The organism is Streptomyces davaonensis JCM 4913 (genome assembly GCF_000349325.1).
In the GTDB taxonomy this organism is placed as follows: domain Bacteria; phylum Actinomycetota; class Actinomycetes; order Streptomycetales; family Streptomycetaceae; genus Streptomyces; species Streptomyces davaonensis.
Map to the genome: position 1 here is coordinate 8,948,244 of NC_020504.1, position 15,359 is coordinate 8,963,602.

General features: G+C 72.2%; 8 protein-coding genes. 7 read left to right on the forward strand and 1 reads right to left on the reverse strand.

Going from position 1 to position 15,359, the window contains the following annotated elements; translation table 11 throughout:
- Positions 1 to 55: 55 nt before the first annotated feature.
- Positions 56 to 466 (forward strand): MaoC/PaaZ C-terminal domain-containing protein, encoded by a 411-nt coding sequence (locus tag BN159_RS39630; protein ID WP_015662703.1) that lies wholly within the window; start codon positions 56 to 58, stop codon positions 464 to 466.
- Between the two features lie 56 nt (positions 467 to 522).
- On the opposite strand, the gene BN159_RS39635 is transcribed toward BN159_RS39630, so the two are convergent.
- Complete coding sequence (locus BN159_RS39635; RefSeq protein WP_015662704.1) at positions 523 to 2,367, reverse strand: non-ribosomal peptide synthetase; 1,845 nt, start codon at positions 2,365 to 2,367, stop codon at positions 523 to 525.
- 336 nt (positions 2,368 to 2,703) lie between these two features.
- On the opposite strand from BN159_RS39635, the gene BN159_RS39640 reads away from it, so the two are divergent.
- The 6 genes from BN159_RS39640 to BN159_RS45940 are packed head-to-tail and all read left to right on the forward strand — an operon-like array spanning position 2,704 to position 15,306.
- Entirely contained in the window at positions 2,704 to 3,678 is a 975-nt protein-coding gene (locus BN159_RS39640; protein ID WP_015662705.1) for an ABC transporter ATP-binding protein, read from the forward strand.
- Positions 3,675 to 4,478 (forward strand): ABC transporter permease, encoded by an 804-nt coding sequence (locus tag BN159_RS39645; protein ID WP_015662706.1) that lies wholly within the window; start codon positions 3,675 to 3,677, stop codon positions 4,476 to 4,478. The genes BN159_RS39640 and BN159_RS39645 overlap by 4 nt, the downstream gene beginning before the upstream one ends.
- On the forward strand, positions 4,475 to 5,251 hold the full coding sequence (locus BN159_RS39650; protein WP_041820480.1) for an ABC transporter permease: 777 nt from the start codon (positions 4,475 to 4,477) through the stop codon (positions 5,249 to 5,251). Before BN159_RS39645 ends, BN159_RS39650 begins: the two co-directional genes overlap by 4 nt.
- A 10-nt stretch (positions 5,252 to 5,261) precedes the next feature.
- Positions 5,262 to 6,605 (forward strand): condensation domain-containing protein, encoded by a 1,344-nt coding sequence (locus tag BN159_RS39655; RefSeq protein ID WP_015662708.1) that lies wholly within the window; start codon positions 5,262 to 5,264, stop codon positions 6,603 to 6,605.
- Positions 6,602 to 10,411, forward strand: coding sequence for a non-ribosomal peptide synthetase (locus BN159_RS39660; protein WP_015662709.1), 3,810 nt, complete (start codon positions 6,602 to 6,604; stop codon positions 10,409 to 10,411). The genes BN159_RS39655 and BN159_RS39660 overlap by 4 nt, the downstream gene beginning before the upstream one ends.
- Entirely contained in the window at positions 10,408 to 15,306 is a 4,899-nt protein-coding gene (locus tag BN159_RS45940) for a non-ribosomal peptide synthetase (RefSeq protein WP_015662710.1), read from the forward strand. Before BN159_RS39660 ends, BN159_RS45940 begins: the two co-directional genes overlap by 4 nt.
- Positions 15,307 to 15,359: the final 53 nt, after the last annotated feature.

The window sequence follows — 15,359 nt, forward strand, 5'->3', positions numbered from 1 at the left end:
CGCCCGGCCGATACCGTACGAACGACCCGACCACGAGCTGGGAGCGAGGAAAAGCATGGCGCAGACCGAGGACGACCGCCCGATCGATGTGGACAGCCTCAAGGTCGGCAGCTGCTTCAGCGAGACCCGGCACATCACCGAGGCGGACATCGCGGCGTTCGCCGCCCTGGTCGGGGACACCGGGCGCCACCACATGGCCGGACAGGCCGAACGCGTCATGGCGCACGGGCTGTTGACGGCGTCCCTGGCGACCAAGGTCGGCGGCCGGCTGCACTTCATCGCCCGGCGCATGGACTGGGAGTTCCTCAAGCCGGTCTGGGCGGGCGACACCATCGAGGCGAAGGTCACCGTGACCGCGCTCGGCGAGGCCCGGTCGGGCGTGGCGGTCGAGTTCGAGCTGGTCATCGAGAACCAGCACGGCGAGCCGGTGCTCCGGGGCGGGAGCAACGGCGTGATCCGCCGCTGACGGGGCATCAATCCGCGTACGGGCCATCCGTTACCGGGCCATTCGTTCATGGGCCATCACAGAGGGCCGTCGTCGATCCCTCCGGCGACGGCCGCCCGGGCCGCGTTCGCCACCGTGTCCCCGTCCAGCAGGATGTCCGCGACGAGATCGTCGTCGGAGTCCAGGCCGAGCCGCTCGGCGACGAGGAACGAGATCTCCACGGCGGCCAGTGAATCGCCGCCCAACTGGTGGAAGTCGTCGCACCGGCCGACCTCGTCGAGGTCCAGCACATGCGCCCAGACCCCCGCGATCAGCATCTCCAGCCTGGTCACCGGCTCCTCGAACGCGGTCGCCAGCTCCGGCCGCCCACGACCGGGCCCCGGCAGCGCACCCCGGTCCGTCTTCCCGTGCCTGCCGACCGGCAGCTCCTCCACGACGCTGATCCGCGCCGGCACCGACCGGCTCGGGATCCGGTCCGCCAGATGGCCCATGAGTGCCCCGAGCGGATCCAGCAGCTCGTGATCGGGCCGCAGCACCACATGGGCCGCGAGGGACCAGCGGCCCGAGCCGCTCCGGTACGGCACCACACAGGCGTCCACGACCGCCGCGTGCTCCCGCAGCGCGCTCTCCGCCTCGGCGGGCTCGACGCGCTGCCCCCTGATCTTCACCTGGGCGTCCAGCCGTCCGCAGAACTCGATCTGCCCGTCCGCGGTGCACCGGCCGAGGTCGCCGGTCCGGAACGTACGCCAGCCCGCGGGCGGTTCGGGCCCCAGAGGGGAGAAACGGCCCTGGTCGCCGCCGAGATATCCGGCCGCGACACCGACCCCCTGAAGACAGATCTCGCCCACCTCACCGACCGGGCAGACCAGATCGTCCCGGTCGAGGACGTACACCCGCGTGTTGTCGATGGGCCGCCCGATCGGGACCGGGTCCCGGGGCGCCAGATCCACCCGCGTATGGGTCACGTCGATGGACGCCTCCGTCGGACCGTACAGATTGTGCAGCTCGGCGTCCGACTGCCGGGCGAACTCCTTGACCAGGTCGGTGGTCAGCGCCTCGCCGCTGCAGAACACCAGCCGCAGCTCGGGACAGCGCCGGGCGCCGTCCGCCCGCAGCCACAGCCGCAGCATCGACGGCACGAAATGGGCGACCGTCACCCGGTGCTCGGCGAAGGTCGCGATCAGCGCCTCCGGCGAGGTGTGCTCCTCGGGCGGGATCACCACACCGCGCGCCCCCGCGTACTGGGGCCAGAACAGCTCCCATCCGGCCACGTCGAAGGTGACCGGGGTCTTCAGCGCCACCCGGTCGTCCTCGGTGAGCGGAAAGGCCCGCTGCATCCACCGGATCCGGTTGGCGAACCCCTGGTGCGTGCAGACGACCCCCTTGGGCCGCCCGGTGGAACCCGAGGTGAAGATGACCTGGGCCACGGCATCGGCGCCGACCGCAACCGGCTCGCCTCCAGCGGACACGGCACGCCCCGGCCGTACGTCGAAACTCTCGGCGAAATCCTCACTCTCCCCGGCCACCAACACCGCTGCGGCGCCCGCGACTTCGGCCGCCGAGCGGCGCCAGGCGACCGGGTCGGTCGTACCCAGCGGGCAGTAGGCGCCGCCGGAGAGGGCCACGGCGTGGACCGCGGCGACGAGTTCGGCCGAGCGGTCGATCGCCACGCCGAGGACTCCGGTGTCGTACCGCTCCGCCAGCGCCGCGCGCAGGCCGAGGACCCACCGGCCCAACTCGTCGTAGGACCAGTCACGGTCGCCGTCGGTCAGCGCGATGCGCGAGCCGCCCTGGATGTACCGGCGGTGCAGCTCCCGGAGGACCTCGTCGGGCCGTACGGGCGTCAACTCGCCCTGGAGACCGTCGATCACCGCCCGGTCGGCGGGTGTGCAGCGGGCCCACGGATCGTGCTCCGGCGGCATGGTCACACCTTTCTGACGCCATTTTCGGAAATCGGGAGGACGCCCGGTTTTCTTTGGCCGGAAGGAATTCGGCGGTGACTCGCGGAAAACCGTGAGAATCGCGAGGGATTGGCGGAGCCTAACCCGCCCCCAACGGCGTGACAAGGCGTGATCTGGGCCAACTCCTGGTGTGTGGTACGTCGTTCACCTGGAACGCACCTGGATGACGGGGGCAGTTTCGGACAACCTGGCCGGTGTTCATTGAGGAAGATCCGGCAGGGATTTAGGGTCGCTGTGGAATTGCTGGATCCCTCTTCTCGTCCGATGGCCACAATGCGATGGCCGTAAGAGGTGCGAATGCAGGCTTCCGAATCAGCGTCCGCCATCGCCGTCGACGACCTCACCCGAACCTTCCGAGGCCCCCAGGGCGGGGTGAAGCGTGCGGTCGACGGTCTGTCGCTCCGTGTGGAGCGCGGCGAGATGGTCGGGCTGCTCGGGCCCAACGGAGCCGGCAAGACCAGCACCGTCAAGATCCTGATGACTGTACTGCTGCCGACCTCGGGGCGGGCCCGGGTCCTCGGGCACGACGTGGTGGCCGAGGCGCAGACCGTGCGCCGCCTCACCGGCGTCATCCTCGGCGGCGACCAGGGCCTGTACGCCCGTCTCTCGGCCCGGGACAACCTGCTCCTCTTCGCCGACCTGTACGGGCTGCCGTACCGGGAGCAGAAGCGGCGGGTGCCCGAACTCCTCGACATGGTCGGCCTGTCGGGGGAGGCGCGCAAACGCGTCGAGTCCTACTCCCGGGGCATGAAGCAGCGGCTGCACATCGCGCGCGGACTGCTGCACGACCCGGACGTGGTCATCCTGGACGAGCCGAGCAACGGCATCGACCCGGTCGGCGCCCGCGAACTGCGCACCCTCGTCCGCGAACAGGTGCACCAGGGCCGGACCGTGCTGCTCACCACCCACTACATGTTCGAGGCCGACGAACTGTGCGACCGCGTGGTGGTGATGCGCGACGGCCGGAAGATCGCCGAGGGCACCCCCGAGTCCCTGAAGAAGCAGACCGACGGCCAGGTCGTGCTCACCGTGCACCTCAACGGCGCCGGAGAGGACGACGTGGCCCGGGTGCGCGCGCTGCCCGGCATCCAGTCGGTGAGCCTGTCCGACCGGGACGCCGGCCAGGTGCTCGACGTCCACAGCGGGCTGAAGACGGATGTGACCGCCGCCGTACTGGCCGAACTGCGCGGGGTGTCCGTCCTCCAGGTCTTCAAGCGCGAACCCACCCTGGAGGACGCCTACGTCTCCCTCATCTCGGGAGCGCCCCGGTGACGGCGTCGCCGACGAACCCCGGCCCCCGCGCGACGGCCGGGTACCTGCTGCGCGCCTGGCGCCTCGAACTGCGCCAGCTCGTCCGCACCCGCCTCTACGTCTTCCTCGCCGTCTTCCTGCCGCTGATCTGCGCCTCGCTGGCCTTCTACATGCTCGACGGCTCCGAGCGCGACATCGCCCCCGTCTCGGTCGCGCTGAGCGCCGGACTCATGGGCATGTGGTCCTCCACCCTCCTCGGCTCCGGCAACGCCATCAACCGGCTGCGCTGGATGCAGGTCCTCGAACCGCTGGTCGCCAGCCCCCGCTCCACCTTCTTCATCACCCTGCCGTTCGCCCTCGCCACCGCCACCCTCGGCGTGTACGGTCTGGCGGCCACCCTCGCGTGGAGCGCCCTGCTGTTCGACATGCCCCTGCACCTGGCCGACCCGGCGCTGTTCCTGCTGGCACTGCCCGCCACCGTGCTCGCGCTCGGCATGCTCGGCCTGCTGCTCTCCTCCGCGTTCATCCTGTACCCGACCGCCCAGTCGCTGGCCAACTTCTTCGAGTACCCGGTGTGGATGCTCAGCGGCATGCTCGCCCCGATCTCCACTCTCCCCGAGCCCGTCCGGGTCATCTCCTGGTGCCTGTCGCCCACTTGGGGAGTCAAGGCCCTGGAGGGCGCGGCGCTCGGCACCTCCGGGGCGGCCCGCGCGGCCGGCATGTGCGTGCTGCTCTCCGCCGTCTACGGCGCCCTCACCCTGCTGTTGCAGAGGAGGTTCGAGTGGATGGCACGCTCCAGCGGCACGCTGGCCCTTCAGTGACCCTCCGGCTCTTCCTCGTCGCGGGCTGGCGCTCCCACCTCGCCCTCTTCCGATGGCTGCGGCCCTCCGCCTTCATCCCGACCGTCATCGGCGTACCTGTGGTGCAACTGATCTGGTTCGCCCACCTCGGCCGCTACCTGGGCACCCACCCGGTCGCCTACTACGTCGTGGGCAACGCGCTCATCTCCTGTGCGATGGCGGGCCTGTTCGCGCCATCGATGTCGATCCAGGGCGAACGCCACAGCGGCACGCTGAACGCGCTGCTGGCCAGCCCGGCCAACCGCGCCGTCATGTTCAGCGGCCGGATCGTCCCGGCCGTCCTGATCGGCGCCTTCACCTCAACGCTCATGCTCGCCTTCGGCGTGGCCCTCGGCTGGGTGGTCATCCCCGCCGCCGCCCTGCCCGGCCTGACCGCCGCCGTCCTGGTCACCGCCCTGTCGTGCAGCGCCTGCGGACTGGTCATCGGCGCGATCGGGCTGCGCACCCGCGAGGCGACCTTCGTCTCCAACGTGGTGCTGTACGCCCTGCTCCTGCTCTGCGGGGTGAACATCCCCCTCGACCGGCTGCCCGACCGGCTCGCCCTCATCGGCCACGCGATGCCCATGACCCAGGGCATCGAGGCGGCCCGCCGGGCCCTCGCGGAACAGAGCGGGGTGGCGGGCCTGCTCGGCTGGGAGCTGTCCAAGGCCGCCGTCTACATCCTGCTGGGCCTGCTCCTGCTCCGGGTCCTGGAACGGATGAGCCGGGCCTCCGCCACCCTCGACGACGTATGAGGAAAGGGACATGACCACCACGTCGGCTGTCGACCGCGCCCCTCTGACGTACGGCCAGCTCTCGGTCCGGCGGGTCATGACCGACTGGCCGCTCGACCGTTGGCCCGAGACCTATCTGAGCACCGTGATTCCCGTGCCGCCCGACTGCACGCACACCCAGGTGACGGCGGTGCTGCACACCCTGTGCGCCCGCCACGAGTCACTGCGCACCCGGTTCGTCGACCAGGAACAGTACGTGATGCCGGTCCCGGACCGGGTGGACGTGGCGGTCGTCGAGCGGCCCGGCGCCGGCCGGGCCGAGGCCGAAGCGGCGGGCCGGGAGCGGGCGAGCCGACCCATCGACCGGGAGCGGGAGTTCGCCCGCCGCTTCACCGTGGTCACCGACGGTGGGCGTCCGGCATACGCGGTCATCGTCGTCGACCACATCGTCGCCGACGGCTACGGCCTGGCCCGGCTGCGCACCGAGGCTGCCGCGTTGATGGGAGCCGAGGACCCGGACGGCAAGCGACTGCTCGACGAAACACCGGCTCAGCCAAGGGACTTGGCCCGCCATCAACGCTCCGCCGCCCAGCGCCCCCGCCGCGAGGCGGCCCTCGGCTACTGGCGCGACCTGCTGCGCACCCTGCCGGAAGGGCTGTTCCCGGTGTCGGACGAGGCCGGTCACCACCCCGGCCGCATCGAGGCCGTCCTCCACTCGCCCGGCGCCCGTTCCGCCCTCGGTACGGCGGCTCACCGGCTGGGCGTACCGCCCCAGGCCGTCCTCCTCGCCCTCACCTCCCTCGCCACGGCGGCCGTGACCGGAACCGAACGGGTCGTCCACACCCTCCAGTCGAGCAACCGCTTCACCACACCCTGGCGCACCATCGTCAGCTCCATGAACCAGTACGTGCCCCTGCCGCTGGAACCCGGCGCCGCCCCCTTCGAGCGGTACGCCCGGCGCGTCCACGGCGCCGCCCTGAAGGCGTACCGCTGCGGCACGTACGACCTCGACGCGGTGACCGAACTCGTCCGCGCCGAACGGGGGATCGCGCTCGGCTTCGACCACTTCTTCAACTTCATGGCCCATGACGTCCCCACTGATGCGCAGGACGCCTGCGGGCCTCGCCGCATAGAGGCGACCACCCCGTACCGCCAGATCGGCCCGCGCCTGGACGTCAAGGTCCGCGGCGGCCCCGACATGCCACTCGTCGTGCGTGCCGACCCCGGACTCCTTCCGCAGCCGGGCCTGCACGCGCTGCTCGCCTGGTACGACGACGAACTGCACCGCCTGGCGGCCGACGGCCCGAAAGCCACCACGACCGACGAGCTGCTCGGCCGCTGCCGGTCCACGCTCCCGTCCGAGGCCCGATCATGACGGCGCTGCCCCTGTCCCACGCCCAACGCCGTCTGTGGTTCCTGGAGCATATGGGCCCCGGGGGAGCGGCCTACCACCTGGCGACGGCCGTACGGCTGACCGGACCCGTCAGCGTGCGCGCACTCGGCGCGGCACTCGCGGACGTGGTGGAACGGCACGAGCCGCTGCGCACGGTGTACAGCGACGAGCCACGCCAGATCATCCTCGAACCGGCCCTCGCCCGCCCCGAGTTGACGGTCACCACCGTCTCCGCGGACGAGTTGGACGATGCCGTGCGGGCCGCGACCTCGGCACCCTTCCGGATCGACGAACGGCCGCCGTTCCGGGCCGCGCTGTTCCGGACCGGCCCGGAGGATCACCTGCTCGTCCTGACGGCGCATCACATAGCCGTCGACGGCTGGTCGATCCCCCTCCTCATACGTGACCTCGGCACGGCCTACCGCGCACGCGCCGCCGGCCTGCCCGGCCCGGACTGGCCCGAACTCCCCGTGCGCTACAGCGACTACACCCTCTGGCAGCGCGAGCTGCTGGGCGACCCGACCGATCCGCGGAGCCTGCGGACCCGCCAGACGGAGTACTGGACCCGCGTCCTCGCCGACCTCCCGGACACCCCCGCGCTGCCCACCGACCGGCCACGTCCCGCGACCGCCCGCCACCACGGCGCCCGAGCGCCCCTGACCTGCGACCCGGAGCGCTACCGGGACCTGGTCCGACTCGCCCACGAACACCGCTGCACCTCCTTCATGGCGGTGCACGCCCTCCTCGCCGTGCTGCTCGGCCGACTCGGAGCGGACGACGACAGCGTGCTCGGCGCGGCGGTCTCCGGGCGCACCGAGGAACCCATGGCCGACCTGGTCGGCTTCTTCGTCAACACCCTGGTCCTGCGCACCGACCTCTCCGGCGACCCGACCTTCCGCCAGGTGCTCGACCGGGTCCGCCAGGTCGACCTGGACGCCTACGCCCACCAGGACCTGCCCTTCGACCTCCTCGTCGAGGCCCTCAACCCCAGCCGCTCCCTCGCCCACCACCCGCTGTTCCAGGTCCTGCTCGCCTTCGAGAGCCATGAGGCCGCGCAGCTCGACTTCGGCGCTCTGCGAGCCGAACGGCACCCGGTGGACGGACCGCCCGCGGCCAAGGTGGACCTCACATTCCAGCTCACGGAGGACAGCGGGCTCACCGGCTACCTCGAATACGACACCGACCTCTTCGAACCGGACACGGCCGAGGCGATCCCGGCCCGGCTGAACCTCCTGCTCGACGCCGTCGTCGCCGATCCGGACCGCCCGGTCGCGGACATCGACCTGCGCACACCGGACGAGCGCGAGCTGATCGCCGCAGGACGACCCGACGACCGCGGTCCGGTCACCACCCTCCCGCAGTCGCTCGCCGACCAGGCCGCCCGCACCCCGGACGCGCCCGCCGTCGTATGCGGCGCCACGACGCTGACCTACGCCGACCTCCACGCGCGAGCGGACGAACTCGCAGCGCGCCTGGCCGAGACGGGCGCGGCCCCCGGCGGCATCGTCGCGGTCGCCATGCCCCGCTCCCTCGACTTCGTCATCGCGATCCTCGCCGTCCTCAAGTCGGGCTGCGCCTACCTCCCCGTGGACCCCGAACTGCCCACCGCGCGCGTGGAGGACATGCTGGCCGAAACGAGGCCCGTGTGCGTGCTGACCGAGAAGGGCATCCGCGTGGGGGCCCCAGGCAGGCCCGGCGCTTCCGCCGGTCCGCCGCTCCCCGAGCACCCCGCGTACGTCATCCACACCTCCGGATCCACCGGGCGCCCCAAGGGAGTTGTCGTTCCGCACGCCGCGATCGACAACCGGTTGAGGTGGATGCAGGACGAGTACCCCCTCCAGGCGGGCGACCGCGTCCTGCACAAGACGCCCGCCGGATTCGACGTATCGGTGTGGGAGCTGTTCTGGCCCCTGCGCGAGGGCGCCGTCATGGTCGTGGCCGGACCCGACGAGCATCGCGACCCGGCGCGACTCGCCCGCACGATCCGCGAACAGGGCGTGACGATCGCCCACTTCGTGCCGTCGATGCTCGACCTGTTCCTCGGCGAGCCGGAGGCGGCCGACTGCACCGGACTGCGGCGGGTGTTCGCCAGCGGAGAGGCACTGCCCACGGAAACCGCCCGTCGGTTCCACGAGACGCTGCCCGAGGTCTCGCTGGTGAACCTGTACGGGCCCACCGAGGCGGCCGTGGACGTCACCCACCAGCCCTACGACCCCGCCGACGACGGACCCGTGCCGATCGGACTGCCCGTCGCCCGCACCCGGACGTACGTGCTGGACAAGGCCCTGCGCCCCTGTCCGCCCGGTGTCCCGGGGGAGCTGTACCTCGCCGGCGCCCAGCTCGCCGACGGCTATCTGCGCCGCCCGGCCCTGTCCGCCACCCGCTTCGTCGCCGATCCGTACGGCCCGCCCGGCTCCCGCATGTACCGCACCGGCGACATCGTCCGCCAACGGCGCGACGGCGTGCTCTTGTACCTGGGCCGCACGGACCAGCAGGTCAAACTCCACGGGCGGCGGCTGGAGCTGGGCGAGATCGAGAGCCTGCTGCGGGCCGACGGCAGCGTGGGCAACTGCTGTGCCGTCCTGCACGCGGCCGAACAGCGACTGATCGCGTACGTCACCCCGGGAGCGCAGGCACCGCCCGATCCCGCGCGGCTGCGCGCCAGGCTGGCCGAGCGGCTGCCCGCGGCGGCGGTACCGAACGCCATCGTCGTGCTCGACCGCCTGCCCCTGACCCCGAACGGCAAGCTCGACCGCGCGGCACTGCCGCTCCCCGCACCGCCGACGCGCTCGACGGACCCGGACAACGCACCCCGGACGCCTCAGGAGAAGGCCGTCGCCCGTGCCTTCGCCGCCGTCCTCGGCCTGCCAGAACCGGACCGGGACACCGACTTCTTCGGCAGCGGCGGGCACTCCCTGCTCGCGGTGCGGCTCGCACGCAGGCTGCGTGAGGAGTTCGGCACGGATGTTCCGGTGCAGGCCGTGTTCCGGTGGCCCACGGTGGCGGGGCTGGCCCGCAACCTCGCCGACGCCTCCTCCGACGGGACCGAGCCACTGCTGACCCTCCGGTCCGGGGGCGAGGGCGCTCCGCTGTTCTTCGTCCACCCGGGTACCGGTCTGAGCTGGTGCTATCACCGGCTCCTGGAGCACGTGGACACGGACCGCCCGGCCTACGCGCTTCAGGCGCCCGGACTGTCAGGGCGGGAACTCCCCACGGGCGTCGAGGAGATGGCGGACGACTACCTTCGCCGCATCCGGCAGATCCAGCCCGAGGGCCCCTACCACCTCCTCGGCTGGTCCCTCGGCGGCCGGATCGCCCACGCCATGGCGGTGCGACTGCGGCAGTCCGGCGAGCAGGTCGGTCTCCTCGCGCTCTTCGACAGCCACCCCACGAGCGACGACCCGGCCGACGATGACGAACTCACCCGTCAGGCCCTCGCGAACCTGTGCGATGGCCACGACGACGTCGGCTTCGCGGAGATCCGTGCCCGCGTCCCCCTCCTGACCGACGCGGAACCCGACCGCATACGGGCTGTCCTCCAGGTCGGCGTCACCCACCTGCGCCTGGCCCAGGACTTCGTCCCGGACTGCTACGACGGCGACCTCGTCCTGCTGACGGCCCGCGGGGCCGAACCGCCGGACCTCGGCTGGAGCCGGTTCGTCACCGGCCGCGTGACCGTCGTGCCCGTCGACTGCGGCCACTACGACATGTTCACCACGGCCGTCGAGCGGACCGGTCGGCTGCTGGACCCGTTCCTGGCCGTCCCCGCACCGGAGGAGCTCTCGTGACCGCCGTACCGCACTTCGTGCAGCTCTGCGAGGAACAGGCCACGCGCACTCCGCACGCCATCGCCCTCCAGTGCGGTGAGGAGACCCTGACCCACACCGAACTCCACGCCCACGCCGACGACCTGGCCCGACGGCTGCGACAGCAAGGCGTGGGCCCCGAAAACCTGGTGGCCGTCTCCTTACGGCGTTCGCCTCAACTGGTCGTGGCCCTCCTGGCGGTGGCCAAGACAGGCGCCGCCTATCTGCCGCTCGACCCCGACCACCCGGCACCGCGCACCGCCCGCATCCTCGAAGACGCGGCCCCGGCCGTGCTGCTGACCGAGTCCAGCGTCCGCAACCCCGAGCAAGCCGTGCCCTGCGACCCCACTCCGGCCGTCCACGCCGACAACACCGCATACGTCATCCACACCTCCGGCTCCACCGGCCAACCCAAGGGCGTGGCGGTCACCTTCGGCAACATCACCCACCTGCTGCGCACCTTCGCCGAGCGCCTGAAGCCGACCCCACAGGACCGACTGCTCGCCGTCACCACGGTCGCCTTCGACATCGCCGCCCTGGAGATCTTCCTCCCGCTGATGACCGGCGCCCGCCTGATCCTGGCCACCGACGCCGAACACCGAGACCCCGTACACCTGTCCCGAGCCGTCGCCCGACACGGCATCACCCTGCTCCAGGCCACCCCGGCGCTCTGGCAGTCCCTGCTGGACGCCGGTCCCGTGGATCTGTCCGGAGTGCGCGCCCTCGTCGGCGGCGAGGCCCTCCACAGCGGCCTCGCCCGCGAACTGCACGCCCGCACCCGCGAGGTGACCAATGTCTACGGCCCCACCGAGACGACCGTCTGGTCCACCGCGGCGACCCTCGACCGAGAGGACCGCCTGAACCGCCCGCCCATCGGTGCGCCCCTGGGCGACACCCGACTGTACGTGCTGGACGGGCGGCTGCGTCCCGTTCCGCTCGGCGTGTGGGGGGAGTTGTATGTCGCCGGGGCCGGAGTCGCGCGTGGGTACCGGGGGCGCGGGGATCTGACAGCGTGCCGGTTCCTGGCCGATCCGTTCGGGGGCGGCGGGCGGATGTACCGGACGGGCGACGTCGTGCGCTGGGCCGCGGACGGCGGTCTGGAGTACTCCGGGCGCTCGGACTTCCAGGTGAAAGTGCGGGGATTCCGGGTCGAGTTGGGCGAGGTCGAGGCGGTTGCGGGCACGGTCGAGGGGGTCGGCCAAGCGGTGGCGACGGTCCGCGGGGGCGGGCGGCTGGTGGCGTACGTGGCGCCCCTGCCGGGCCGCCGGGTCACTGGTGCCGCCGTACGGCAGGCGGTGGCGGAGGTGTTGCCGGACTACATGGTGCCGTCGGCGGTCGTGGTGCTGGACGACGGGCTTCCGCTCACGGCCAACGGGAAGGTCGACCGGGTCCGTCTGCCGGAACCCGACTACGGGGCCGGGGCGTCCGGCGGCACCCCGGCCGATGATCGGGAGGCGGCCCTGTGCCGCCTGTTCGGCGCGGTGCTCGGCGTCGAAGGCGTCGGCCCCGGGGACGGGTTCTTCGACCTGGGCGGGCACTCCCTGCTCGCCGTACGCCTGACGGCCCGGATCCGTGCCGAACTGGACCGCGAGGTGTCCGTACGGGACGTCTTCGACCACCCGACGGCCCGCAAACTCGCTGGATGCCTGGACCGCCCTGCCGCCCCACGCCCCGCCCTGCTCCCCGTACCGCGCCCCTCGCGGCTGCCGCTCTCCCACGCCCAGCGCCGACTGTGGTTCCTGGGCCGCCTGGAAGGCCCGACGGCCACCTACAACATGCCCCTCGCCCTCCACCTGCGCGGCCCGCTCGACCCCGAGGCCCTGCACGCCGCCCTGGCCGACGTGGTGGCCCGGCACGAGGCGCTGCGGACCGTCTTCCCGGAGACCGACGGAGAACCGAGGCAGGAGATCGTCGACACCCGCCCGGAACTTCGAGTCGTCGGCCCCGGCGCGACTGACGACTTCCTGCACCGAGGCTTCGACCTGGCCGCCGAACCCCCTTTCCGCGCCCGTCTGTTACGCCTCGCCCCGCAAGACCACGTCCTCCAACTCGTCGTCCATCACATCGCCTGCGACGGCTGGTCCCTGGCCCCCCTCGCCCGCGACATCCTCACCGCCTACGACACCCGAGGCCCAGCCGCCGCACCTCTCCCGGTCCAGTACGCCGACTACACCCTCTGGCAGCACCGCCTTCTCGGCGACCCGAAGGACCCCGAGTCCCGGTATGCCCGCCAACTGGCTTACTGGCGAACGGCGTTGCACGGGCTCCCCGAGCAACTGGAGCTCCCCTTCGACCACCCCCGCCCGCCGCGCGCCTCGTACCGCGGCGCGGCCACCGGGCTGACCATCGACGCCCCGAAGCACCGCGCCCTGCACCGACTGGCCAGGGTGTCCGGCGCCACCGTCTTCATGGCCGTACGGGCCCTGATCGCCGCCCTCCTCACCCGCCTCGGCGCCGGCACCGACATTCCCCTGGGCGTCCCCGTGGCCGGCCGCACGGACCCGGCGCTGGACGACCTGGTGGGCTTCTTCGTCAACACGCTGGTGCTGCGCACCGACACCTCGGGCGACCCGACCTTCCGGGAGCTGCTGGCCCGCGTCCGCCACACCGACCTCGACGCTCTGGCCCATCAGGACCTGCCCTTCGAGTGCCTCGTCGAGCACCTGGCGCCGCCGCGCTCGACGGCCCGGCACCCGCTCTTCCAGGTGCTGGTGGTGAGCCAGAACAACGACCGGCCGCGGTTCCGGCTGCCCGGCCTGGACATCGAGGCCGAGGAACCCCCGCTGGGCGTCGCCAAGTTCGACCTCTCCTTCAGCCTCGACGAGCGGCACACCCCCGACGCGGAACCCGACGGCATCGAGATCACCGTCGAGTACGCCACCGACCTCTTCGACGCGGCCACGGTCGACCGGATGAACGGGAGTCTGCGGCGCCTGCTGGACGCGGTCCTCGCCGATCCCGGGGCGCGGCTCGGCAGCCTCGACCTCCTGTCCGCGCGGGAGCGGGAGCGGATGGTCGTGGAGTGGAACGCCACCGACCGGCCCATCCCCTCGCTCAGCCTGCCCCGGATGATGGAGGCCCAGGTCGCGCGGACCCCCGAGGCCGTTGCCCTGGTCCACGAGGGTGAGTCCCTCAGCTACGCGGAGCTCAACTCGCGCGTGAACCGCATGGCCCGACTGCTCGCCGCCATGGGCGCGGGACCGGAGGAGACGGTCGCGCTGTTCCTGCCGCGCTCGGTCGATCTGCTGGTGGGTCTGCTCGGGGTGGTCAAGGCCGGTGCCGCCTATCTGCCGCTCGACCCGGACTATCCGGCCGAGCGCATCGCGTACATGCTCGACGACGCGGGCCCCCTGTGCACGCTCACGGTCACCGGCATGGCCGAGCGGCTCCCGGCCGGCGACACGACACGGACCGTCGTACTCGACGACCCCACCGTGCGCGAGACGATGGCCGGCCAGGCGGACTCCGACCTCACCGATGCCGAACGCACCACACCTCTGCACCCCGACCACCCCGTGTACGTCATCTACACCTCCGGCTCGACCGGCCGGCCCAAGGGCGTGCAGTTCCCCTCGGGTGCCCTGGCCAACCTCATGGCCTGGCACGCCGACACCGTCGGCGGCGGAGTCGGCACCACCACCGCGCAGTTCGCGTCACTGAGCTTCGACGCGGCCGCCCACGAGATCTTCTCCGCCCTCACCTCGGGCAAGACCCTCGCCGTCCCCAAGGACGACGTCCGCAAGGACACTCCCGAACTGGTCCGCTGGCTCGCCCACCACGAGGTCAACGAACTGTTCGCGCCCACCCCGGTGGTCGAGACCGTCGTCGACACGGCCCGCGAACTCGGCCTGCCGCTCCCGGCCTTGGCCGACATCGTCCAGGCGGGCGAGGCCCTCACCCTGCGACCGGCACTCCGCGACTTCTGCACCGCCGTGCCCGGCCGCCGCCTGCACAACTTCTACGGCCCCACCGAGACCCACGTCGTCACCGCCCACACCGTCACCCAGGACGAACTGCGCTCGGGCACCCCGAGCGTCCCCATCGGAGGGCCGATCTGGAACACGCGCGCGTATGTGTTCGACGGGGGCCTGCGCCCGGTGCCGCTCGGCGTGTGGGGGGAGTTGTACGTGGCGGGGGACTGCGTGGCCCGCGGGTACGGGGGCCGCGGAGGGCTCACCGCGGCCCGGTTCGTCGCCGACCCGTTCGGGCGGGGCGGGCGGATGTACCGGACCGGTGACGTGGTGCGGTGGCGGGCGGACGGCGTCCTGGAGTTCTCGGGGCGCTCCGACTTCCAGGTGAAGGTGCGCGGCTTCCGTGTCGAACTCGGCGAGGTCGAGGCCGTCGTCGGCGCGGTCGACGGGGTGAGCCGGGCGGTGGCGGTGGTGCGCGAGGACCGGCCGGGCGACCGGCGGCTCGTGGCCTACGTCGTCCCACCGGCCGGACGCCGCGTCGTCGGGGCCGACGTCAGACGTGCCGTGGCCGAGGTGCTGCCCGAGTACATGGTGCCCTCGGTGGTGGTCCTGGCCGACGGGCTGCCGCTGACGGTGAACGGCAAGGTCGACCGCGCCCGGCTGCCCGTCCCCGACTACGGCGCGGGCACGAGCGGCGGCACCCCGCGCGACGACCGGGAGGAGGCGCTGTGCCGACTGTTCGGCGAGGTGCTCGGCGCGCGGCGGGTCGGACCCGAGGACGGGTTCTTCGAACTGGGCGGCCACTCCCTGCTCGCCGTACGGCTGGTGGCGCGGATCCGCGCCGAACTGGGCCGCGAGCTCGCCGTCCGGGACCTCTTCGACCATCCGACCGTACGGGGAGTGGCCGGGCGCCTGGACCGGCCCGCCACCGCACGCCCCGTACTCCGGCGCCGGGCGGGCACATGATCAAACGCATTATCGGCCGAGAACCGGTGTTTATGGCCCGGAGGTGTATGGAA